The following is a 20,688-nucleotide window of genomic DNA, read 5'->3' as shown; positions in this document are numbered from 1 at the left end:
ATGGCCCAGTGCGGCTAACCCGGCGTCCTGCCGGGTTACCCACGGATTCAAGCCTGCGTTCGGCCAGCGTGGTTTAACGGGGCGCCTAAGATCAAGATCAAAAGCCAGAGCCAGAGCCAGAGCCAGAGCAAAAGCCACCGACACCGCTGCAACATTGTTTATTGTGCACTGAGTCGTTTAAGCACCTGCCGGCAATGTAACAAACTATTTATACATGGCAATATAGTGGCTACACTCAGCGCACGGAGGTCTCCCTCCGGCTGGCTCGGCACGCAGCGTCTGTCGTTTAACCTTCACGCTGCCCAAGGGCCAAGCCATGATCGACCGTTTCATGCTGTTGCTGGTGCCCGCTTCCCTTGCGGTTTGCACCTCGTTTGCGGTGGCCGCCGAGAGCGAGCCGCTGTCGCCACGTTTTGATATCACCCGCTTCGACGTGCGTGGCAATACGCTGTTGCCCGCTGCCGCGCTGGAGCAGAGTGTTGCGCCGTTTATTGGCCCGCAGCGCGAGTTCAGTGATGTCGCCAAGGCTCAGGAAGCGCTGGAAGCCACGTTCCATGAGCATGGTTTTCAACTGGTGCGTATCGACCTGCCCGAACAGGAGTTGAATGGCGGCGTGGTGGTGTTCCAGGTGGTGCCGGTGCGCATTGGCAAGGTCGCTATCGCGGGCAACCAGCATTTCAGTGATGCCAACGTGCGCCAGTCGCTGCCGGCCTTGCAGGAGGGCGTCTCGCCGGACCTGGTGGCGGTGTCCAAGAGTTTGAAATTGGCCAACGAAAACCCGACCAAGCAAACGGTGATGAAGCTCAAGAGCGGCGATGCCGTGGACACGGTCGATGCCGACCTGCAAGTTACCGATGAGTCCGAGTGGAACGCGGCGCTCAATATCGATAACAGCGGCTCCAAGGAAACCGGGCGCACCTATGTCGGTGCAGTGCTGCAGAACGCCAATGTGTTCGGCCGCGACCAGGTGATGAGTCTGCAATACACCACCACTGTGGAGAAACCCGAGCGGGTCAGTGTGTATGGGCTTGGCTACCACTTGCCGCTCTATAGCCTGGGCGACTCCATGGACTTCTTCACCAGCTATTCGGACGTGGACAGCGGCACCGTCACGGCGGGTATTTTCGACCTGGCGGTGAGTGGCCGGGGCACGATTTTCGGCACGCGCTACAACCACAACCTGGCGACGGTGGGCAATTACCAGTCCAAGCTGGTGTATGGCGTGGACTACAAGGCCTACAAAAGCAGCCTGGAACTGTTCGATGTGCAACTGGGCAACGACATCACCGTGCACCCCATCAGCCTGGGTTACCAAGGCACGTGGGTGCGGGTGGATGGCGATGCCAACGTCGGCGTGTCGTTGCTGCACAACATCCCCGGTGGTTCCAAAGGCGGGCAGCGCGACTTCGACCTGGCGCGTGCCGATGCGCGCGACGACTACACGGCGCTGCAGTTCGCGACGAGCATCACGCAGATTCTCCCTCAGGCCTGGCAATTGCGTGCGGCGCTCAATGGCCAGTACACCAAGGATGCCCTGGTGCCGGGCGAGCAGTTCGGTGCGGGTGGCGCGACCTCTGTGCGCGGGTTCCGCGAGCGTGAGGTCAGCAACGATTCGGGCGTGGTTGGCAACCTGGAAGCCTACACGCCGCCGCTGTGCCTGGGCGGCAGTTGGCAGTGCCGCGCCTTGGCGTTCTACGACGCCGGCTACCTCACGCGTAACCACGCGCTGCCGGGTGAGTTCGACCATGTCAGCCTGAGCAGCGCCGGCCTGGGCGTGCGCCTGATTTACCGGCGCAACCTCAACCTGCAAGTGGACTACGGCCATGCGTTGCACGCTGAGGCCAGCGAAACCCAGCGCGGCGATGATCGCCTGCATGTCCGTCTCAGCCTGGCCTATTGAGGGCGCCATGAAAATCAAACTTACCTTGATGGCCTTGTCCATGGCGCTGGCGTCCTTTGCCACGGCCGCACCGATCAACCCAGTGATCGTCAACGGCCAGGTGACGTTCACCCAGGACGGCAACACGCTGACCATCACCAACAGCCCCAACGCGATCATCAACTGGTCGAGTTTCTCCATTGCCCAAGGGGAGCTGGTGCGGTTTCTGCAACAGAGCAGCAACAGCAGCGTGCTCAACCGCATTACCGGGCAGGACCCTAGCGTGATCCTCGGCACGTTGCAGTCCAACGGGCGGGTGTACCTGATCAACCCGAACGGCATCGTGTTCGGTGCCGGTTCGCAGATCAACGTGGGGGGGCTGGTGGCGTCGAGCTTGGCGATTTCCAACGCGGACTTTCTGGCCGGTAACCGGCGTTTTTCCGCCGACGGCCTGGCCGGGCAAGTGAGTAACCAGGGCGCGATCACCACGCCTTCCGGCGGGCAGGTGTACCTGATTGCGCCGGACGTGAACAACACCGGCATCATCACCACGCCTCAAGGCGAGACCGTGCTGGCGGCGGGGCATTCGGTGCAACTGGTGGACTCCAGCAACCCGGGGATGCATGTGGTGGTGTCGTCCGACAAGGACCAGGCCCTGAACCTCGGCACCGTGATCGCCCAAGGCGGCAACATCGGTATCTACGGCGCACTGGTCAACCAGCGCGGCACCTTGAATGCCAACAGCGCGGTGGTGGGGCAGAACGGTAAGGTGGTGCTCAAGTCCAGCCGCACCACCTTGCTTGAAGCCGGCAGCAGCACGACGGCTACGGGCGTGGATTGCGGGGGCGATATCCAGGTGCTCGGCGAACAGGTCGGGGTGATGGGCAATGCGCGTATCGACGCCAGTGGCCAGCGCGGCGGTGGCCGTGTGCTGGTGGGCGGTGACTACCAGGGCAAGAACCCGGCGGTACTCAATGCCAAGCAAAGCTACGTGAGCAAGGACGCGCAGATTTCCGCCGATGCACTGGCCAGCGGCAATGGCGGCAAGATCATCGTGTGGGGCAACGACACCACGCGGGTATATGGCACGCTGTCGGCGCGTGGCGGGGCGGCATCGGGCAAAGGTGGATTTGTCGAGACGTCCGGGCATTTCCTGGATGTGGCGGGGGCGAAAGTGGACACCCGCGCCAGTCATGGCGCTATGGGCACCTGGCAACTGGACCCGGAGAACATCCTGGTCACGTCGTTTCTCAGCGGGCCTTCGGCCTCCCTGGGGGATGTGTCGGCGTTTGCCAATAACCCAGGCACCGACAGTGAGATCGATGCCGACCTGTTGAGTAACGCCACCAGCAACGTGTTGCTGCAAGCCACCCATGACATCACGTTTTATACCGGGGTCGCCAACAGCAACAGCGGTGTCAGCTTGACGGCCCAGGCGGGCAACAATATCAACGTCAATTCATTGATCAGTTTCAGCGGCGACATCACCTTGGCCGCCAACCATAACGGCGCAGGCACGGCCAGCGGCAGCGGCAAGGTATTCACCGAAGGGCTGCCCACCGCGGGCGGGCGCCTGACCATCACCGATGTCGACCGGCCGCCCGTGCAGACGCCGCCGTCTGAGGCCCCGTCGCCTTCGGCCGATATCTGTACGATCGCGCCGAATTCGGCCCTGTGCCAAGTGTTGTCACCGCCGACCGCGAGTGAGCCGGTCAAGCCTGTGCAAGCGGCCAGCAACCAGCTGTATGTCGCCGTTAACACTGCCGCTCCCGGTCCGGACAGCACCACCACCAAGCCCGAGACCGACACCAAAGACGCCTCCCTTTCTGAACCGAGCGTAGCCAAAAATGAACCAGCCAAGAAAATGTACTGCAACTAAGCCGCTGCTGTTGATGCTGCTGCTCAGTGCGGCGGCGTGGGTCCAGGCCGCGCCCGTGGTCGGCACCGTGGCCCAGTTGAGCGGGCCACTGTTCGTCAAGAAGGCGGACGGCAGCGTGCGCATATTGGGCGTGCAGTCGGCGGTGGAAGTCGGCGATACCTTGTCGACCCAAGGCAAGGGCTACGCACAAGTGCGCCTGAAGGACGACAGCCTGCTGACGTTGCAACCCAATACCGCCGTGAGTGTGGACGCCTTTACCTACGAGCCGACGTTGCCTGCGGGCGATGAAGTGGTGTTCTCGCTCAAGCAAGGCAGCCTGCGTTCGGACGCCGGCTCGCTCGGTAAGCGCAGCCCGGAACGCGCCACGTTGATCACCCCGGCCGGGCGCATTGGTTTGCAGGCGGCGAGCGTGGTGGTGCAGTACCAGCCTGAGGCGGCTGTAGCGATGCGTCCTTCGGTACGCTTGAACAGCCTGGCGTTGGGGTTGGCGTCTGCGGCCCGGCGCAATGACTCGGTGGTGGGTGCGTTTGTTGAAACCGTGTCTGCACGCTATGCCTATCGCCTGGCCGCGGTGGTGGCGTGGGTCGAGTCGTGGGTGGGGTCGTCGTTTGTGGCGCTCACGGTGCCGGGGCCGGTGTCGCCTTCAACGCCAGGCTTGGCGCCAGGGTTGTATGTGTCGGTGATCGACGGTGCTATCAGCCTTTCGAACAAGGGCGGTTCGCAGAGCTTTACGGCCGGGCAATTTGGCTTCACGGCAGATGTTACGAAGCCGCCAGTGGTGGTGCCTGCCAACCCGGGTTTGCAGTTCACGTTGCCACCCGCGTTCAGCTTGCCTACGCCGACCGTCGGTGCCAGTGCCCCGGCAAAGTCCAATACGGTTGACTGTGAAGTTCGTTAGGCCGGTTTGCCTGCGCCACATTCTTNCGCGTTCAGCTTGCCTACGCCGACCGTCGGTGCCAGTGCCCCGGCAAAGTCCAATACGGTTGACTGTGAAGTTCGTTAGGCCGGTTTGCCTGCGCCACATTCTTGTGGTGAGCGGGCTTGCTTGTGGTGAGCGGGCTTGCCCCGCGCTGGGCTGCGAAGCGGCCCCAATAAGAACGCCGCGTTGTGTCAGGTATTCGGCGGTGTAAGGTTTTAGGGCCGCTTCGCAGCCCAGCGCGGGGCAAGCCCGCTCACCACAGAAGCGGTGTTGGGCTTGAGCGCTTCAATGCATCTTGCTGTGGTCCATGCCATCGAGCCCACGCGCCGGTGCCTTGATTTCAATCGACTGCTGCTCGCCCTTGGCGTTTTCCACGGTGAGGGTCAGCGGCACCTGGTCGCCTTCCTTGATCTGGCCGGTCAGGCCCATCAGCATCACGTGGTAACCGTTGGGGTCGAGGGTCACGGCTTTGCCGGCGGGCAGGGCGACTGCGTCGACCGGGCCCATGTGCATCACGTCGTCCTTCATGCTCATTTCATGGATCTGCACGTCCTTGGCCACCGGCGACGCCACGCGCAGCAGCTTGCTGTCGCTGTCGGCGGTGACGGTCATGAACGCGCCGCTGCTCGGTTGGCCCGGCACGGTGGCGCGTACCCACGCATCGGTCACCTGCACCTGGGCGCTGGCGTGCGCCGCAAGGCCCAGCAGGGTCAGGCCGAAGGTGAGGCGCTTGAGGTGTTGAACGGCAGTCATTAACAGACCTCCATAACGGTGAGCAGGTCTTCTGCGCACTCTTTAGCGGTAAGGGATGCTTGCAGGCCCAGGCGCAGGTTGCCACGGGTGTCGAACACAAAGCTGGTGGCGGTGTGGGACAGGGTATAGGTGTCACCCGCGGGGATCTTTTCATAGAAGATCCCGAACTCCTTGGCGGCCACGGCGATTTCTTCCGGGGTGCCATACAGCGCTTCGAAGCTGGGGTCGAAGGCTTTGACGTACTTGTCGAGAATCTCCGGGGTGTCGCGCTCCGGGTCCAGGGTGATGAAGATCACCTGCATGATCTCGCCGTCGCGGCCCATCAGCTTCTTGGCCTGCGCAGCGCGGGCCAGGGTGGTGGGGCACACGGCCGGGCATTGGGTAAAACCGAAGAACACCACCGGCATCAGGCCACGGTAGGAACTGAGGGTGACGGTGTCGCCCTCGGTGTTCTTGAGCTTGAAGGTGCGGCCCATGATCTTGTCGCTCAAGTCTTTGCCGTACTTGAAGTTAAGCTTGGGGCTGCTGTCACAACCGGCCAGCAGGCCCAGACCCAACAGGCTCATGCCGGTCAGGACCTTGCGGCGGGTGAATAACGTACTCATCAACTGTGCATCCTGTGAAACGCCGGCATTGTGTGAAGTCAAACACGCAGGCCTGGAAAAGGAGTAACGAGGAGGGCGCAAAGTCTACCAACCCTGAACGCCCGGCGTAACGTGCGACGTTCTGCCACAGGGGCGCGCCGTGCTTCATCTTGGAGCGCCGGGGATGGTAGAGTCGCCGCCATGAAATTGAGCCACCCCGACCGTTCGCTGATCGCCTGGGCCCTGTACTTTTGCGTGCTGATGAACCTGTTTGTCTGTGGTTTGGGGCATGGGCAGATGACGGGGCAGGTGCTCAATGGCATCGGTGGCGCGTTCTGTTCGGTGGACGGCAAGCAGGCGCCACTTTCCGACAAAGGGTTGGGTAGCCCCGCTTCCAGCAACATCTCGAACTACTTTGCCTGCCCGGTGTGCAACGCATTGACCGTCGCCCTGGTGTTTTTGATCGGCCTGGCTTGGTTGCTGGGCCTTGGGCAAACCCCGCGTGCGGCCCATGAGCGGCGCAACAAGGCGCCGCCGCGATACTCCTGGCCCTCGGCCAACCCCCGCGCTTCCCCCGCAGCCTGACGTGTGCCATGGGCCTCCTGAGACCAGGAGGCGTTCTATCGTCACGACTGTGAGAGCGTTTCATGAACTCTGTATTGCCTGCAGGCGCCAGCCGCCTGGTCAGCAAGGCGTCCCGTCGCCTGCGCGCCGAACCTTCGCTGCCTGACTACCCCAGCAACTCCCGCTGCTTTGTGCACCTGGATGCGCGCCTGTTGCCGTATTGGCACACCCTGTTCGATATCTGCCCGGCGTTGCTCAAGCTGGACCCGCCCGAGGGCCTGAACCTGTTTCGCAGTTTCATGACCTGGGCGTATCGCAACCGTCCGCCCCATAATTGGACCTATCACCTTAACGTGTGTCGCTGGTTGCTGGGCTCTGTGTACCGCTCGCAGATTAATGACGAAACGATTGAGTCTTTGATGGCGGCAGCCGCTGCACGCTGGATCGATACAGATGACAGCCACTCGCAAGGCATTGCCCTGGGCTGGCGAGGGGGTAGGGTGTTTGATTGGAAAGGCGCTGAGCTGACGGCGGATGAGCAACCGCAGTTACCACCCTTGCCGTGGGATTTCGGTTGGTGCGCCCTGGACGTTCGAGGCCGCATAAACGGTTGGTCGCCCATTCCCTTGCCTGGCCCGGGCTGCCTCCGGTAACTCTTGGATCAATCCATCTACGACTGCGAAGCCCGAATTGCATCAGGCTTCGCAGGTGCCATCATCAAGCTGCAACGGGTCTGGTCGCTTGCTGCTTTTTATGGGCCGCCTTCATGGCTTCCATCTCGGCGCCCAAGGCATCAAGCGTCGCTTTGCCGAGGAGCTTTTTCGCCTGGGGGAACATCTCGGTTTCTTCTTCCTCGATGTGGTGTTCCAGCAATTCCTTTACCACTTTGACACGGCCCGAAAATTCGGTAGTCGACGGCTCGGTTTGCTTCAGGTCCGGTAGTACCAGTGAGTCAACGGTACGGTGTTCTTCCTTGGCCTCGTGGTACATGATGTCCTGCTCCTTGCCGCCGGCTTTTCTGAAGGCCGGGTAAAGGATTTCTTCTTCCAGCCTGGTATGCAGGCTGATTTCTGCTTCCAGCTTGGCCAACAGTTCGGTGCGTTTTTTTACACCGCGCTCGGTAGATTCACTCAATTGAGTCAGCAGGGCCTTGACGCGTTCGTGGTCGGCTTTGAGCAGGTCGATGGCATTCATGGGTAGTCCTCATGCAGAGCTGGCGGGTGCGTCGGAATGCGCGCCTCTTCACAGTATCTTCATGGTTGAACCTGCATCAGTTGTACCAAGTTGAGCGATTCAACATTTACCTTTCGAATCAATCACATGCGCTGTACCTGGAGGCTAGTGTGTCGTGCAGCTTGCATGGTCTCAACACTCATGACGTGCATTACGCACAGCCAGTACAACAGCTAAAAAATGCCCCGGCACTTTTTAATGAACCCTCGGCTGAATTGGTTGACCTAACTGTTAAGACCTCAGGAGGTGAACCATGGAATTACATTACGTCTGGATAGGTTTGGCAGTGATTTTGCTGCTGTTGGAACTGTGGGCGATCAACGTGGTGTTGCGCAGCACCAGTGGCTGGGAGACCAAGGGGTTGTGGCTGGTTATCTTGATTTTTGTGCCGCTGTTCGGGTTGATTGCGTGGGCTATGTTTGGGCCAAAGCGTGAAATGCCGGAACATCGTCGCAACTGACGCTTAGGCTGAATAAAAACAGGCGCCCTGCAGGCGCCTGTTTTTTTGCCCGGCAGATTAGCCTGCAACGGCCTTGGCAATGGCTTCGTTGAACGCCGGCAAATCATCCGGCGTCCGCGAAGTGATCAAGGTCCAGCCGTTGGCCTGGCATTGCTTGACCTCGGCATCCACCCAACCGGCAGCACCGGCGTTTTCCAGGTCGATGCGCACACTTTTGTAAGAGGTCAAGGTCTTGCCCTTGATCACGCCTGCATCAATCAGCGTCCACGGGCCATGACAGATGGCGGCCACGGTTTTGCCCGCCGCCACAAACTGATTGATCAGCTTCAGCGCGGCTGCATCCTGGCGCAGGGTATCGGCATTGACGGTGCCGCCGGGGATCACCAGTGCATCGAAATCAGCACCGTTGAGGTCAGACAGCTTGGCATCGGACTCAACCGTGCGGTCCTTTTCCGTATCGCCAACGAATGTCTGGGTGGTGCCGCCGTCACTCGAACCGTGGGTGACGGTAGCGCCGTAACCTCGCAGCGCTTCCAGGGGCTTGAGCAATTCGTCGCGCTCAATGCCCGTATTGGAAGTGATGACCAGGATTTTCTTGCCGTTGAGTTGCGAGCTCATTATCGAGAGTCTCCTTGTACGAGGGGTGAATTAATGGTCGTGTTTGGCTTGCAGTTCCTTGGCCATTTTCAGATGGGCTTCAAGGGTTGGCAGGGTCTTGGTGGCGAAGGCCTTCAGCTCTGCGTTGTCCGAAGAAGCAGCCTCTTTCTGGAACAGCTCGACGGTTTTTTCGTGGGCAGCCACCTGGTTATTGGCATAGGCCTTGTCGAAGGATTCATCGCGCATTTCCAGGATGGCTTTTTTGGCCTTATCGGTCAGGGCGGCGTCATCCGGAACTTCGATATCCAGCTTTTTCGCCAGCGCCATCAGTTCCTGATTGGCTTTGGTATGGTCGGTGACCATGTGCTGGGCAAACGCCTTCACGTCCGCCGAACTGCTTTTTTCGAGGGCCAGCTTGCCGGCCTCTACTTCGGTGATTCCACCTTGAGCAGCGTCATCGACAAAGCTGTTGGAGGTGGCGGCCATGGCTGTAGAAATCGAGCCGGCGGCCAATACGAAAGCCAGGCCCAGTTTTTTCATCATCAGCGTATTCATGATGGATCTCCGTAAAATTGGCGAAGTGCCGTTACCTGAGAGTTGAGCCGGGCGCAGGGTGAAAGGTTTAATTTAATTTGTGCATTTCTCGCCAACGGCGTAGCCGCCCAGATTCCTTGAACTATCGATATTCGGTGGCCTCTGCTACATAGGTGAACGGTTCGGAGAGATAAGTGAACGCCCACGACGTTTCATTCAATATCAACTGCGCTCAGGCCCTGTGACGATGGCCAAGTCGATTACGGCATCTGAATTGGGTATCGCACTCAAGCCCGATGATGAGAGCAGTCTGTTCAAGTGGTTTATTGCCAGCTTCCTGATGGGCAAGCGCATTCAAGCGCCCATCGCCGCGCAGGCGTACAGAGTGATCGTCGAGGAACAGGGCCGCGATACCCCGCGCAAGCTCCAGCACTGCACGTCAAGGGAACTGGTTTCAATGCTGGGGCGTGCCCATTACGTGCGTTATGACGAGTCCACCGCACAGCGTCTGCTTGATCTGAGCGCCAAGCTCAATGCCGACTACGCAGGCAAGATCACACGCATACGCGACGTCAGCGAGGACCGCCAGTCATTCGAAAAGCGCTTGGGGGAATTTGACGGCGTAGGGCCCAAGACCATCGAGATTTTCATGCGTGATGCGGCCAAGGTGCTGTTTTGACGACGCCTTTTTACGTGAGTTGCGCAGGCTGGAGTTTGCCGCGCGAGCATTGGCCGGCGTTTGCGCAGGAGGGCACTCATTTGCAGCGCTACGCAACTCGGTTCAATTCAGTGGAAATCAACAGTTCGTTTTACCGCCCGCACCTGCCGACGACCTATGAGCGTTGGGCGCGCAGTGTGCCGCCGGGGTTTCGTTTTTCGGTCAAGCTGCCTAAGCGCATTACCCATGAACAGCGCCTGCAGCACTGCGAGACAGCGTTGGACGAATTTCTCGAGCAGTGTATGCAGTTGGGGCAAAAGCTCGGCTGCCTGCTGGTGCAGTTGCCGCCGTCGCTGGCGTTTGAGCCCGCTGTCGCTGCCACGTTCTTGAATGCATTACGACAGCGCTATGGGGGGCGGTGGTGGTGGAGCCGCGTCATGCCAGTTGGCTTGAGGCGCAAGCTCTTTTGCAGGATCTACACATCGGCCGTGTGGCTGCCGACCCGCCGGCCATCAACACTGAAGACGCGCCTGGAGGCTGGCAGGGCGTGCGCTATTGGCGCCTGCACGGCGCGCCGAGGATCTATCACAGCGCGTATGGCCCGCAGCGGGTGCAAGCCTTCGGGCGATTGCTGCACTGCTCAATTGAGGAGGGCATTCCCACCTGGTGCATTTTTGACAACACCGCCAGCGGCCACGCCGTCGTCGATGCCTTATCGCTACTCCACCTCTACCCGCAGCACTTCCAGCCCTAACTGTTCATACGCCTCCACACTCGGCACATGCCACTCGGTAATCAACGTGTGGATACGCTCACACGGTGCCACCACAAACGGCTCAACCGCACCGAGCTTGTCGGCCATGGTCACTGCCACCACGTGTGAGGCACTGTCGAGCAGTGCTTGCTTGACCGCCACTTCATCAAAATGCAGCGAGCTGATGCCCACCTGGGGATGCAGCGCGCATACCCCGGTGAACAGCAAATCCGCCTTGATACTTTGAATCAACCGCACGGCTTCCTGACCGCTGGTGGACAGTGTCGCGGGATTGAGTTGGCCACCGGCGAGGATCACTTTCACGTGCGCATGATCGGCCAGGGCAATGGCGATCATCGGCGACGGTGTGACAACCGTCAGGCGAATCGAACGTGGCAATGACTGCGCAATTTGCAGCGTGGTGGAGCCCGAATCGAACAACACGATTTGCCCATCCTCAACGCGATCAGCGGCCAGCTGCGCGAGGTGGCGCTTGGCATCGTTGGTCTCGCCGACGCGGGTGAAAAAGTCTTTGCCGGTGTCCTTGGGCCGGGGCAATGCGCCACCGTGTACACGCTGCAACAGGCCGGCAGCGGCGAGTTCGCCCAGGTCGCGGCGGATGGTGTCTTGGGACACGGCAAAGTGCTCCACCAATTCCGATGCGGTGACTTTGCCGTCGCGCTCCAGCAGCAACAAAATCTTCTGTTTACGCAAAGAAGGCAGGTCGATGGCGTTATGGGTATTGTGCATGGTTATGCGTCTTTTTGCGGGTTTGTGCGAGATTATTCCTCCGGCGTTCTAAACACAATGGCTGGTTGAACGGCCGATGGACGGTTACTCTCAGGCCTCAGTTCAGGGAGAGGTGACCTAGATGCCGTTGATCACAACCATCGAAGATTTACGCAAGCTGGCGCAAAAACGTGTCCCACGGATGTTCTACGACTATGCCGATTCCGGCTCCTGGACTGAGAGCACATACCGGGCCAATGAAAGCGATTTTGCCCGGATCAAATTTCGCCAGCGGGTGGCGCGCAATATCGATGAACGCTCGATCCGGGCCAGCATGATCGGCCAGGAGATGGCGATGCCCGTGGCCCTGGCCCCCACCGGATTGGCCGGCATGCAACACGCCGATGGCGAGATCCTCACCGCCCGCGCCGCTGCCGCATTCGGTTTGCGCTACACCTTGTCGACCATGAGCATCTGCTCGCTGGAAGACATCGCCGAACAGGTCGGCCAGCCGTTCTGGTTCCAGCTGTACGTGATGCGCGACCGTGGGTTTGTGGAGCAATTGATCGAGCGGGCCAAGGCTGCCGGTGTGGATGCACTGGTGCTGACCCTCGATCTACAGATCCTGGGGCAACGTCACAAAGACTTGATCAACGGCCTGTCGGCGCCGCCTAAATTGACGCTGCCGAATATCCTCAACATGGCCACCAAACCGCGCTGGGTGAAGGGCATGCTCGGTACCAAGCGACGTGGCTTTGGCAATATCGTCGGGCACGTGAAGGGCGTTGCGGACATGAGTTCGCTGTCGTCTTGGACCGCCCAGCAATTCGACCCGCGCTTGAGTTGGGACGATGTGGAGTGGATCAAGAAGTGCTGGGGCGGCAAGCTGATCATCAAGGGCATCCTGGATGTGGAGGACGCGCGGCTGGCGGCCAATTCCGGTGCCGATGCGCTGGTGGTCAGCAACCACGGTGGCCGCCAACTCGATGGTGCGCCGTCGAGCATCAGCCAGCTACCCGCGATCGTGGAGGCGGTGGGTGAGCGCATCGAGGTGTGGCTCGACGGGGGCATTCGTTCTGGCCAGGACGTGCTCAAGGCCATGGCGTTGGGCGCCAAGGGCACCATGATCGGCCGACCGCATTTGTATGGGTTGGGCGCGTTGGGCGAGGCGGGTGTGACCAAGGCGCTGGAGATCATTGCGCGTGAGCTGGACGTGTCGATGGCGCTGTGTGGGTATAACGATATACGTGATGTGAATCGCGAGATTTTGTTGCCCGGCACATTTCCTGAAACCGTTTATTGAGCAAAAAAATCGTAAAAATTTAAAAAGAGTTGTCCACGAAAACCGTGGGTATCTCTGTGGATAACTTTGCGAGACCCCGGTGGCTATGGCGATTTAACCAAAGGTTAATATTTGATCAACTGCCGGCGCGGGCCAGTATGGGCAGGGTTTGCGCTTGACACGCAAGCGCGAACCCAGTGCCGAAAAGCGTTTTTAAGACTCGCCGTTGCGGCCTGTGGAGTGCGTCACAACCTGTGCTGGCATCTTTGCGCGCATCAGGTTGTCCAGCGCCTGGCCATAACTGCGACCGGCCAGGCTCATGCTGTTGTTATGGCTGGCACCGGGCACCAGCAACAGCCGCTTGGGCTCCTGGGCGGCTTCGAATAATTGCTGGCTGAAACGCGGCGGCACATAGCGGTCGTCCAGACCATGTACCACCAGCAGCGGCATATGGATACCGCCGATTTTGTCGATGGAATCGAACTTCTGCGACAGCAACCAGCGCACGGGCAATGAGGTATTCGCCACGGCGGTGGCGACATCGGCTAGGGAGGTAAAGGTGGACTCGATCACCAGCCCACGCACCGGCAGTGGCACCTGCTTGCCCAACTGCGCCGCCAGGTCGATGGCCACTGCGCCGCCCAGGGAGTGCCCGTAGATCAGGCGCTTGGTGGGGTCTGGTTGCAGCAGCTGGAAGCGTTCCCAGGCGATGCGGGCGTCTTCATACACCGTGGTTTCCGATGGCAACTCGCCGTGGCTTTGGCCGAAACCGCGATAGTCGATGGCCAGCACCGAATAACCCAGCGCATGCAATTGCTCGATGCGAAACAACTGCCCGGTCAGGTTCCAGCGCACACCGTGCAGGTAGAGGATCGCCGGGGCGTCCTTCTTGTCCGCCGGGTACCACCAGCCATGAATGTTCTGCCCCGATTTGAAACTGGCGGGCTTGAGTTCGAGCTCTTGCACGGCCTTGGGCAACCCGGTGTACCAACCGGCGGTGCCCGGCTCGATGCGAAACACCAGTTCGCGCTCCTTGTGCTGCAACACGGCGCAACCCACCGGCAAGCCGACAATCAACAGCGCCATGCACAACAGGGGAAACCAGCGCAGGCTCAGGCGTGAGAGAAAACGTGAAGGCATGAAGGTTCCAGGGCAAAGGTGAAGCAGGGGTTTTAACAGAAGCCCCATGCAGGCAGGAATTAATTCGACAGTCGTCAACGGGGATTGCTTGCAAAGTGTTACAGGATTGAACAATGCGTGCCGGGGTTGTTAGGGTGGGCGGCCGAGCACAGCAAGACTCAACCACTCCTGGAGCACAGCCCCGACCATGACCGACAGCCCCGTGCGCATCACCGCCGAAGAAACTCTCTCGGACAACTGGTACCTGCTGAAAAAATACAGCTTCGACCTGCGCCGCCGCGACGGCAGCTGGCAACACCAGACCCGCGAGGTGTACGACCGGGGCAATGGCGCCACCATCTTGCTGTACAACCGCGATCAGCGCACGGTGTTGCTGATCCGCCAATTCCGCATGCCCACGTTCGTCAACGACTACCACGGCTACCTCATCGAAGCGGCGGCGGGTTTGCTGGATAACGCCAGCCCCGAAGAACGCATTCGCCTGGAAGCCGAAGAAGAGACCGGCTACCGCGTGGGGCAGGTGGAGAAGATTTACGCGGCGTTCATGAGCCCAGGGTCGGTGACGGAGCGGATTCACTTTTTCATGGGGGAGTATCAGCCGGGGGATCGGGTGGGTAGCGGGGGCGGGTTGGAGGAGGAGGGGGAGGATATTGAGGTGCTGGAACTGGGTGATGCCGAGCGCGAAAAACTCGCGCTCTAATCTGAGATAAATGGCGTCAGATTCTTTTGCGTCTGTTGCAACAGAATATCAAAACAGGCCAGCAGGTTCAGCCTGAGTATCCCAGCTGAAGATCAGTACCTCCTTCGCGTCACTCCCTTTGCCACCACCGACGATGTACTTGATGTCGGTGGTCTCTATGTGAAAACCAGCGAACACCCTCCGAATGTCTGGATGGTCGTTCAGACTGATAATCGCCTTGCCCTTAAGCTCGCCTATGAGCTTTGCCAGGGCTTCGTACTGTTCCAGGCCAAATGAGACACCGTACCCCTCGGTCTGCCAGTACGGAGGATCGCAGTAAAACAGCGTGTGTTCCCGGTCGTACTTTGTCATCACCTCGTGCCAGCCCATGTGTTCTATATAGGTATTGCTAAGACGTAGGTGTGCAGCGGATAGCGTTTCCTCCAGGCGTAGTAGATTGAGTCCTGGCGGTGTCGTAGTTGCCGTTCCGTATGTCTGGCCATCAACACGCCCGCCGAAGGCGGACTGCTGTAGGTAATAGAACCTGGCAGCCCGCTGGATATCAGTGAGCGTCTCTGGCCTAGTCATCTGCAACCACTTGAATACCTGACGACTCGACAATGCCCATTTGAACTGCCGGACAAACTCCTCCAGGTGGTTCTGGACCACCCGGTAGAGGTTGATCAGATCGCCATTGACGTCATTCAGCACCTCAACGTCTGCAGGTACCGGTCTCAGGAAGAACAACGCTGCGCCGCCCGCAAACGGCTCCACGTAACAACTATGGGCCGGAAACAAAGAGAAAATGCGGTCGGCAAGACGACGCTTGCCTCCCATCCAAGGGATTATTGGTTGCGCAGACATGTGGCCTCCTCAAGACATTGAGCGCTCAATGGCGGTGTCGGGAGGCTCTCGGCCTTCAAATGGTTAAGTGTCCGGCAGCGCGGACACTTAATTTGCAACTCAACGAAACCACGCACGGCGGCGAGCTTCCGACCGCAGTTGCCACAACGTATCTCTTGCATCATCTGCAAACCCTTTGCACTTCTGGTAGGCTCCCCAACGCTCACGTGAGCAGGAGGGCCTAGGCTGGTTTGCAGGGTAGATCTGCTGACTGGCAGCCAGTCCGGGTGCTGGTACACCTAGGCTGGCAGCCCTCGTCTAAATCGTATTAGCTACTCTTGATCATCGCGGGCCTCAGAAGCTATCTCTTCGATAACCGCCAGTGTTTGCTCAACCACACCTAGCGCATCGACAATCTCACCGACTTTGATGAGGCTACGGACCTGCTCCTTTCCTGCCAGTCTCGCAGTGCGCAAGCGCGACACTCTCTCGATGTACTGGGCATGTTTTTCCCTGATTTCATCTGCAACTTCTTTTGGCGTCCGCCCATTGACGGCCCCAGCGGCAACCAGGGGTGGGATGTTGTCGCTTGGATATCCAGCATCGGCGAAAGCTTCGGCTTGCTCAGCAGTTTGCGCGTACTCCAAAGCACGTAAGGCGCCGCCAGCGATAAACCCGTGGGCTTCATTCGCCGCTGAATCAATGCTGGTATAAAACTGTTGGACGCTGGTGGGCGTCGGCAGCTCGTCAATAAGAATCGGTAGGCCATCAGCATCGTGGCTGATTCGTTTGCCTTCCTTGGGAGATCCGATGGTCGCCACGAATCGCTCTTCTGGGAGGTCGACCGCGTCGGAGGGTATCGACGTATTAATTCCAACCAAATAGCAATTGCCTGTAGTACGGCTATATTTCAACATGGCTCAAAACCCTATGGCGATGTAACGGATACCAGCGTTAGTACCATTGGAATTACCCCAGGCGACGTTGAAGCCGGATGGAGTCAAATTGCCGATTACGCTGGTTAGCGTTTTGTGTTCAGCGTCGGACGCTGATGAACCGGTAATACCCAGTACCGTTGCCGGAAAAGCCAGGGGGAAACTTGCGGGATATTTGGCATTGTTATCCGCAGCTTGCACGTAAACGGCAGACCATTGGATGATCAAACCTCCAAGCCAAGTCGGAAAGACGATGTAGCCTGCAGCACTGCGCATAATCGAGAACCCCAAACGGAGTTTTTTAGGGGTGACCGCTACATCATCAAGCCCACCTGCATCGACTTCCGCTTGAGTACCGACTCTCAACACGCCCCGAAGCAGTTCCGACGCTACAGCTTTGGCCGAACGAATTGCCTGGATTACCCGCAAAGCAGCCATTGGTTTTTCACTATCGGCTCCTGCCTCAGCATCCTCTTTGGATGCCATTTCAATACCGTACTCTTTGGCCGTTGTTGGTTTACCGGTGGTTATTTTTGACCAATCAAGATCTGGAATGTCGGCTGCGGCAAGGCTGTCCCCGGATGTTGCAATCCCTTTGGCGTTGAGGAGAACCTTTGTGTAAGTCCCAGCCTTTACACCACTGTCTTTTAACGTGATCGCAATTTCGGCATCCGCGCCGCCATCAAAATCCACACTCCCAGTCGCTGCACCCGATATCGAGAGCCGTCTGGCTCTAGAAAGCTTGTCAGCTTTAACTACCGCCTCATCGCCGTTCAGAAAGCCATCAATCTTGAGTTTGAGCCAACGGCTTCGACTTGCCAGTTGCCTTGCCTGGAGGTTGGAGATCCCCTCCGGTCCACCTAATACGGGGTCGGACGTCTCCAACTGATAGATGCCCGGCACCCACTCGGTTGATTCAGGTAAGTCGGCCATTAGCTGCTCCCGTAGTTGTATTGACCGCCATGCCTTGCGACGGCGTTGTATCGTATTGGTGCCGACTGGTAATCCAGGGACACCAAACGACAACGCGCAGGGGCGACGGAAAGAAGTAAGCGCCGCAGGAGCGCTGCTTGATCATTAGTAATGACGCGTCGGAGAAAGACTCGGTACAGCGCCCAGGCTGAAGGCGCGCCATGGACGTAGGTACCGTCAAAGGTGAATGAACCGTCGTATACGCGGTCGTTAAAGCCTTCCTGAAGCTTGACTTCACCAAAGCCCAGTACACGAATGGCTTCGCGAATAGCCCACGGCGTTCCCTTGAACCGATGTATTTCAGCTGAGCTTTTGATCAGGTTGCGCTTGGCTTCCTCTGACTCAGCAAGCATCCACGCGGCCTCATCTAAGAGCGAGAACTGGTCCGCCAAGACAGGCAATAATTTGGGTTTAACCAAATCGATCAGATACACCAACATCACATTCAGATCGATCTCTGCAAGACTTTCGTCGAGCAGTTCGCTGAGCAGCGCAAAACGTTCATCACCGGCCAATGCAGGCGCTAGCGGCTGATCAGCCATAAGCCACCCCCGCGTCGATCACTTCGATTGAGGTGCAGTTTGCCCACTCATTACCTTGTAGCTCTTGAAGTACCGGCAACTCCACGTCAGCTCGGTAGACGCCAGTCACCTGCAATGCTGCGGTTAGTTGCTCTGGTACAAGATCCCGGCCTAATCCGCCACGTAGGTTGACGGCGTAAGCGTCCGCCGCAGCCTGGGCAGCAGCCATCGCGTCAGCACGTTCCGCATTAGCGTAAAACGTGATGAGCGCCTTGATTTGAAAGGACACCTCTATTGGAAGCAGTGCATGGACTGTGTCACAGAGAGGTCGGAGCTTTTCGCCACTGACCTGATTTTTGACCTGCTGAAGCAAATCTTCCGATGGCAGGCCTGTAGCGGTCAGCGGATACAAGGCCACATGGCCGTCCAGTTGGCCCTCGTCGGGGCCGTGAACCGCCACATCAATGATCGATTGGTGAACCGCCAAGGCGTGGTAGCGGTAGGCGGCGCGGCTGCCGGCATTGCTGAAGGCTTCGGGCGCCAGGATGATCCGTTCGCGGTAGCGGTCGTCGCCTTCATCCTCCACGCCATCGGCAGTGACGGTGGTGTTACTGGCGACCAGGCCTGCCGCTGGTGAAGCGCCCAGCACGCTAATTTGACCAACGGCCCAGCCGTTGCCCTGCTCACCTGAGGTGAGGCACGTGGCGGTGACGCTGGCTTGGATTTGCCCGGCCTTGATCACCACGTCCTGGTCGGTGGTGAAGGTAAGCCTGGCGTCCTGAGTGCTGACCCGAATACCGGCCGGAATCAGCAAGGGCGCGGTAACGGCGGATGGCATTTTGAAGCGCAAGATGCAGCGCGCGGATTTCGCTAGCAACCGCGGCGTGGCAACCAGTTCGCCCAGGTAGTCGAGGATCGGCCCACGGGAGAAACGCACCAGGAGCTGTTCGCCCGCGCTCTGTATGCCCATCTGCAACCGGGTGGTCGCGTAGGCAATAAGGTCGATGAACAGACGCTCAATCTGCGCAGGGTACAGCGTTTTGCCTGACTTCTTCTCATACCGGGCAATCAGTTGCGCCTCCAGCTCGGCCGGGTCGATTTTAATGAACTCGGGTTTAGGCAGCTCGCGCATAGGGCACCTCGGTCAACTGGACGACACCATCAGCGACCCGCCAGCGCACGCGCACCGTGATGTGCTCGGCATCGATCTGCACGCGGACCTGAACCACTGCGACGCGGGGTTCCCATAGGCCAATAGCATCTACTGCCTCGCGCACCAGGTACGGTGTGACGCGGTGGGCGGGCCAGTCGAGATATAGGTGTATGTCGCTGCCAAAGGTCGGCCGGTGCGGATCGGCGCTCTTGGGGGTTGTGAGGATGATGCGAATGGCCTGGTCGATGTCGCGCAGGCTCTCGACCACCTCGCCGGAGGTGCCGAGGGCGGGCTGCCAGTGGGCGGCGGTAATGCGAGTGTAGGGAGTTGGCGTTGTCATGCGCCAAATCATGGTAGGTGCCAAGCTCGAAGGCTTTTAATCAAGTTTAAAGAAGGTGTAAACGAAAGCGGCGTTATCTATAGTGAGCAAAACCTTGGAGTGCGTTATGCAATATGTGACCCCTAGCTTTAAAAGTGCGACTTTTTCGTGCCCGTACTGCCAAGCTTTGTCGCACATGAAGTGGGCGCCTTTAACCCTGCGTGACCGAGGAACTGTTGCATACACTTCAGTTTGTACTTGCACCGAAATTTGCTTATGGGTTCCTGAAGGAGAGGAAGGAGAATTTACTGGTTTTGTAGAAGGGTTCCTTGTTTATCCTGCGGACTCAGTAGCGCCCATGGCGGAATCTGACATGCCTGACGACGTAAAACTCGTCTTTGAGGAAGCTCGGCAGGTTTTCAAAGTCTCACCACGAGCGGCAGCGGCGCTGCTGCGACTCTGTGTTGAGCAGCTCTGCTTGATCCTTTTGAAAAGGGAAAAAGGTGATATCCACAAAATGATTGGCGAGCTAGTCGAGCTTGGTTTTCCAAGCCGTGCCCTCAAAGCGTTTGACACAATACGCATATTCGGCAATGAGTCGGTTCATCCTGGAACGTTGCATTTGAATGACACGCCCGACATTGCAATCATCCTTTTCAAACTCCTTAACCTTGCTGTTCGGCACTGCATCTCGGACGATAAGGAGCTTGAAGAAATTCGACTTTTGACGCCGGAAAGCAAACGACGGGATCTGTAGCTAATGCTTGTGGTTACTGGAGTTACCACCAACGTCCAGTATTTTTCCAGTGGCATTGATATCACCATTCACCTGCAGATTCCCGTTCAAGGTGACCTGTGGAATGTCTAAAGTCGCTTTAGGCGCTTTAATTACCAACGACTCACCAACGTGGATGTCGAGGTTTTTGGCGCATTTCAAGGTCACAGCCCCCACGCAGTCCAGTGACATTTCACTGCTTGCCTGTTCATAGGTCAACACGGTGCCATCCTTGAAGCGCACATAGTGGGTGTTTTCATCCACGACCGGAGGCGGTTCTACCACCGAGTAGACCCCTCCCAAGTAGACCCCGCCTATACCATCGCTGTCGAGCAGCACCGCCACCTGCTCGTCTAGTTCAGGTAGGATCGGGCGGCATTGCACACCCTGGGTATTGCGCTGGGGCACATTGAGCCAATAGCTCTCGACACCATCCCGTCCATCCAGGCGCACACGAATGCGACAACCCTGATAATCCACCGCGCTGACTTCGCCATACTCCAACTCAACGCCCATACACCTTACC

24 protein-coding genes and 2 pseudogenes are annotated in these 20,688 nt (G+C 58.7%); 11 read left to right on the top strand and 15 right to left on the bottom strand.

Features of this window, described 5'->3' with window-relative positions:
• Nucleotides 1–316 precede the first annotated feature (316 nt).
• The 3 genes from ACLD1Y_RS29425 to ACLD1Y_RS29415 are packed head-to-tail and all read left to right on the top strand — an operon-like array spanning nt 317 to nt 4,656.
• The gene (locus ACLD1Y_RS29425) at nt 317–1,900 is read left to right on the top strand and encodes a ShlB/FhaC/HecB family hemolysin secretion/activation protein (RefSeq protein WP_429481180.1); all 1,584 of its coding nucleotides are present in this window, start codon (nt 317–319) and stop codon (nt 1,898–1,900) included.
• 7 nt (nt 1,901–1,907) lie between these two features.
• A complete protein-coding gene (locus ACLD1Y_RS29420; RefSeq protein ID WP_429481179.1) occupies nt 1,908–3,758 on the top strand; it encodes a filamentous hemagglutinin N-terminal domain-containing protein in 1,851 nt (616 codons plus the stop codon).
• Between the two features lie 13 nt (nt 3,759–3,771).
• Nucleotides 3,772–4,656, top strand: coding sequence for a FecR family protein (locus ACLD1Y_RS29415; protein WP_429481178.1), 885 nt, complete (start codon nt 3,772–3,774; stop codon nt 4,654–4,656).
• 306 nt (nt 4,657–4,962) lie between these two features.
• On the opposite strand, the gene ACLD1Y_RS29410 is transcribed toward ACLD1Y_RS29415, so the two are convergent.
• Together ACLD1Y_RS29410 and ACLD1Y_RS29405 are read right to left on the bottom strand one after the other, a co-directional pair.
• Entirely contained in the window at nt 4,963–5,430 is a 468-nt protein-coding gene (locus tag ACLD1Y_RS29410) for a copper chaperone PCu(A)C (RefSeq protein WP_429481177.1), read from the bottom strand.
• The gene (locus ACLD1Y_RS29405) at nt 5,430–6,035 is read right to left on the bottom strand and encodes an SCO family protein (RefSeq protein ID WP_429481176.1); all 606 of its coding nucleotides are present in this window, start codon (nt 6,033–6,035) and stop codon (nt 5,430–5,432) included. The genes ACLD1Y_RS29410 and ACLD1Y_RS29405 overlap by 1 nt, the downstream gene beginning before the upstream one ends.
• 180 nt (nt 6,036–6,215) lie before the next feature.
• Here ACLD1Y_RS29405 and ACLD1Y_RS29400 point away from each other — a divergent pair, with 180 nt between their 5' ends.
• Complete coding sequence (locus tag ACLD1Y_RS29400; protein ID WP_429481175.1) at nt 6,216–6,599, top strand: DUF2946 domain-containing protein; 384 nt, start codon at nt 6,216–6,218, stop codon at nt 6,597–6,599.
• A gap of 62 nt (nt 6,600–6,661) precedes the next feature.
• Entirely contained in the window at nt 6,662–7,231 is a 570-nt protein-coding gene (locus ACLD1Y_RS29395) for a putative natural product biosynthesis protein (protein ID WP_429481174.1), read from the top strand.
• Between the two features lie 64 nt (nt 7,232–7,295).
• Here ACLD1Y_RS29395 and ACLD1Y_RS29390 read toward each other — a convergent pair whose 3' ends face one another.
• On the bottom strand, nt 7,296–7,772 hold the full coding sequence (locus ACLD1Y_RS29390; RefSeq protein WP_429481173.1) for a hemerythrin domain-containing protein: 477 nt from the start codon (nt 7,770–7,772) through the stop codon (nt 7,296–7,298).
• Nucleotides 7,773–8,064: 292 nt separating this feature from the next.
• On the opposite strand from ACLD1Y_RS29390, the gene ACLD1Y_RS29385 reads away from it, so the two are divergent.
• The gene (locus tag ACLD1Y_RS29385; protein WP_135288788.1) at nt 8,065–8,271 is read left to right on the top strand and encodes a PLD nuclease N-terminal domain-containing protein; all 207 of its coding nucleotides are present in this window, start codon (nt 8,065–8,067) and stop codon (nt 8,269–8,271) included.
• A 57-nt stretch (nt 8,272–8,328) separates the two neighbouring features.
• Here ACLD1Y_RS29385 and ACLD1Y_RS29380 read toward each other — a convergent pair whose 3' ends face one another.
• Both ACLD1Y_RS29380 and ACLD1Y_RS29375 read right to left on the bottom strand, forming a co-directional pair.
• Entirely contained in the window at nt 8,329–8,889 is a 561-nt protein-coding gene (locus ACLD1Y_RS29380) for a type 1 glutamine amidotransferase domain-containing protein (RefSeq protein WP_429481172.1), read from the bottom strand.
• 30 nt (nt 8,890–8,919) lie between these two features.
• Entirely contained in the window at nt 8,920–9,423 is a 504-nt protein-coding gene (locus tag ACLD1Y_RS29375) for a DUF4142 domain-containing protein (protein ID WP_429481171.1), read from the bottom strand.
• Nucleotides 9,424–9,649: 226 nt separating this feature from the next.
• On the opposite strand from ACLD1Y_RS29375, the gene ACLD1Y_RS29370 reads away from it, so the two are divergent.
• Together ACLD1Y_RS29370 and ACLD1Y_RS29365 are read left to right on the top strand one after the other, a co-directional pair.
• Nucleotides 9,650–10,081: a DNA methylase gene (locus tag ACLD1Y_RS29370; protein ID WP_429481170.1), complete on the top strand. Its 432-nt coding sequence runs from the start codon at nt 9,650–9,652 to the stop codon at nt 10,079–10,081.
• Nucleotides 10,082–10,116: 35 nt separating this feature from the next.
• Nucleotides 10,117–10,814, top strand: a pseudogene (locus tag ACLD1Y_RS29365) (DUF72 domain-containing protein).
• Here ACLD1Y_RS29365 and ACLD1Y_RS29360 read toward each other — a convergent pair.
• A complete protein-coding gene (locus ACLD1Y_RS29360; protein WP_429481169.1) occupies nt 10,779–11,564 on the bottom strand; it encodes a DeoR/GlpR family DNA-binding transcription regulator in 786 nt (261 codons plus the stop codon). The pseudogene ACLD1Y_RS29365 and the gene ACLD1Y_RS29360 sit on opposite strands and share 36 nt — an antisense overlap.
• Nucleotides 11,565–11,685: 121 nt before the next feature.
• Here ACLD1Y_RS29360 and ACLD1Y_RS29355 point away from each other — a divergent pair, with 121 nt between their 5' ends.
• Nucleotides 11,686–12,846 carry an alpha-hydroxy acid oxidase gene (locus ACLD1Y_RS29355; protein ID WP_429481168.1) on the top strand — a complete coding sequence of 387 codons (1,161 nt, stop codon included), beginning with the start codon at nt 11,686–11,688 and terminating at the stop codon, nt 12,844–12,846.
• A 192-nt stretch (nt 12,847–13,038) separates the two neighbouring features.
• On the opposite strand, the gene ACLD1Y_RS29350 is transcribed toward ACLD1Y_RS29355, so the two are convergent.
• Entirely contained in the window at nt 13,039–13,965 is a 927-nt protein-coding gene (locus ACLD1Y_RS29350; protein ID WP_429481167.1) for an alpha/beta hydrolase, read from the bottom strand.
• Nucleotides 13,966–14,152: 187 nt separating this feature from the next.
• On the opposite strand from ACLD1Y_RS29350, the pseudogene ACLD1Y_RS29345 reads away from it, so the two are divergent.
• A pseudogene (locus tag ACLD1Y_RS29345) lies at nt 14,153–14,644 on the top strand (NUDIX domain-containing protein); the annotation flags it as partial.
• A 69-nt stretch (nt 14,645–14,713) separates the two neighbouring features.
• Here the strand turns inward: ACLD1Y_RS29345 and ACLD1Y_RS29340 are convergent.
• The 7 genes from ACLD1Y_RS29340 to ACLD1Y_RS29310 form a co-directional block, all read right to left on the bottom strand.
• Complete coding sequence (locus ACLD1Y_RS29340; protein ID WP_429481166.1) at nt 14,714–15,508, bottom strand: DNA adenine methylase; 795 nt, start codon at nt 15,506–15,508, stop codon at nt 14,714–14,716.
• Nucleotides 15,490–15,669, bottom strand: a complete 180-nt coding sequence (locus tag ACLD1Y_RS29335) for a Com family DNA-binding transcriptional regulator (RefSeq protein WP_429481181.1) — start codon at nt 15,667–15,669, stop codon at nt 15,490–15,492. The genes ACLD1Y_RS29340 and ACLD1Y_RS29335 overlap by 19 nt, the downstream gene beginning before the upstream one ends.
• A gap of 150 nt (nt 15,670–15,819) precedes the next feature.
• Nucleotides 15,820–16,404 carry a hypothetical protein gene (locus ACLD1Y_RS29330; protein ID WP_429481165.1) on the bottom strand — a complete coding sequence of 195 codons (585 nt, stop codon included), beginning with the start codon at nt 16,402–16,404 and terminating at the stop codon, nt 15,820–15,822.
• 3 nt (nt 16,405–16,407) lie between these two features.
• Nucleotides 16,408–17,355, bottom strand: coding sequence for a gp53-like domain-containing protein (locus tag ACLD1Y_RS29325; protein WP_429481164.1), 948 nt, complete (start codon nt 17,353–17,355; stop codon nt 16,408–16,410).
• Entirely contained in the window at nt 17,355–17,936 is a 582-nt protein-coding gene (locus ACLD1Y_RS29320; protein ID WP_429481163.1) for a phage tail protein, read from the bottom strand. The genes ACLD1Y_RS29325 and ACLD1Y_RS29320 overlap by 1 nt, the downstream gene beginning before the upstream one ends.
• The gene (locus ACLD1Y_RS29315) at nt 17,929–19,047 is read right to left on the bottom strand and encodes a baseplate assembly protein (protein WP_429481162.1); all 1,119 of its coding nucleotides are present in this window, start codon (nt 19,045–19,047) and stop codon (nt 17,929–17,931) included. The genes ACLD1Y_RS29320 and ACLD1Y_RS29315 overlap by 8 nt, the downstream gene beginning before the upstream one ends.
• A complete protein-coding gene (locus ACLD1Y_RS29310; protein WP_429481161.1) occupies nt 19,031–19,408 on the bottom strand; it encodes a GPW/gp25 family protein in 378 nt (125 codons plus the stop codon). Before ACLD1Y_RS29310 ends, ACLD1Y_RS29315 begins: the two co-directional genes overlap by 17 nt.
• Nucleotides 19,409–19,514: 106 nt before the next feature.
• Here ACLD1Y_RS29310 and ACLD1Y_RS29305 point away from each other — a divergent pair, with 106 nt between their 5' ends.
• Nucleotides 19,515–20,144, top strand: a complete 630-nt coding sequence (locus ACLD1Y_RS29305) for a DUF4145 domain-containing protein (protein ID WP_429481160.1) — start codon at nt 19,515–19,517, stop codon at nt 20,142–20,144.
• Here the strand turns inward: ACLD1Y_RS29305 and ACLD1Y_RS29300 are convergent, their stop codons facing one another.
• On the bottom strand, nt 20,145–20,678 hold the full coding sequence (locus ACLD1Y_RS29300) for a phage baseplate assembly protein V (RefSeq protein ID WP_429481159.1): 534 nt from the start codon (nt 20,676–20,678) through the stop codon (nt 20,145–20,147). It abuts the gene before it with no gap.
• Nucleotides 20,679–20,688 lie beyond the last annotated feature (10 nt).

This window comes from Pseudomonas sp. 18175, from assembly GCF_050432925.1.
Taxonomy (GTDB): domain Bacteria; phylum Pseudomonadota; class Gammaproteobacteria; order Pseudomonadales; family Pseudomonadaceae; genus Aquipseudomonas.
Note: the sequence above shows the minus strand (reverse complement) of the source record. Positions and strands in the feature narration are given on the sequence as shown.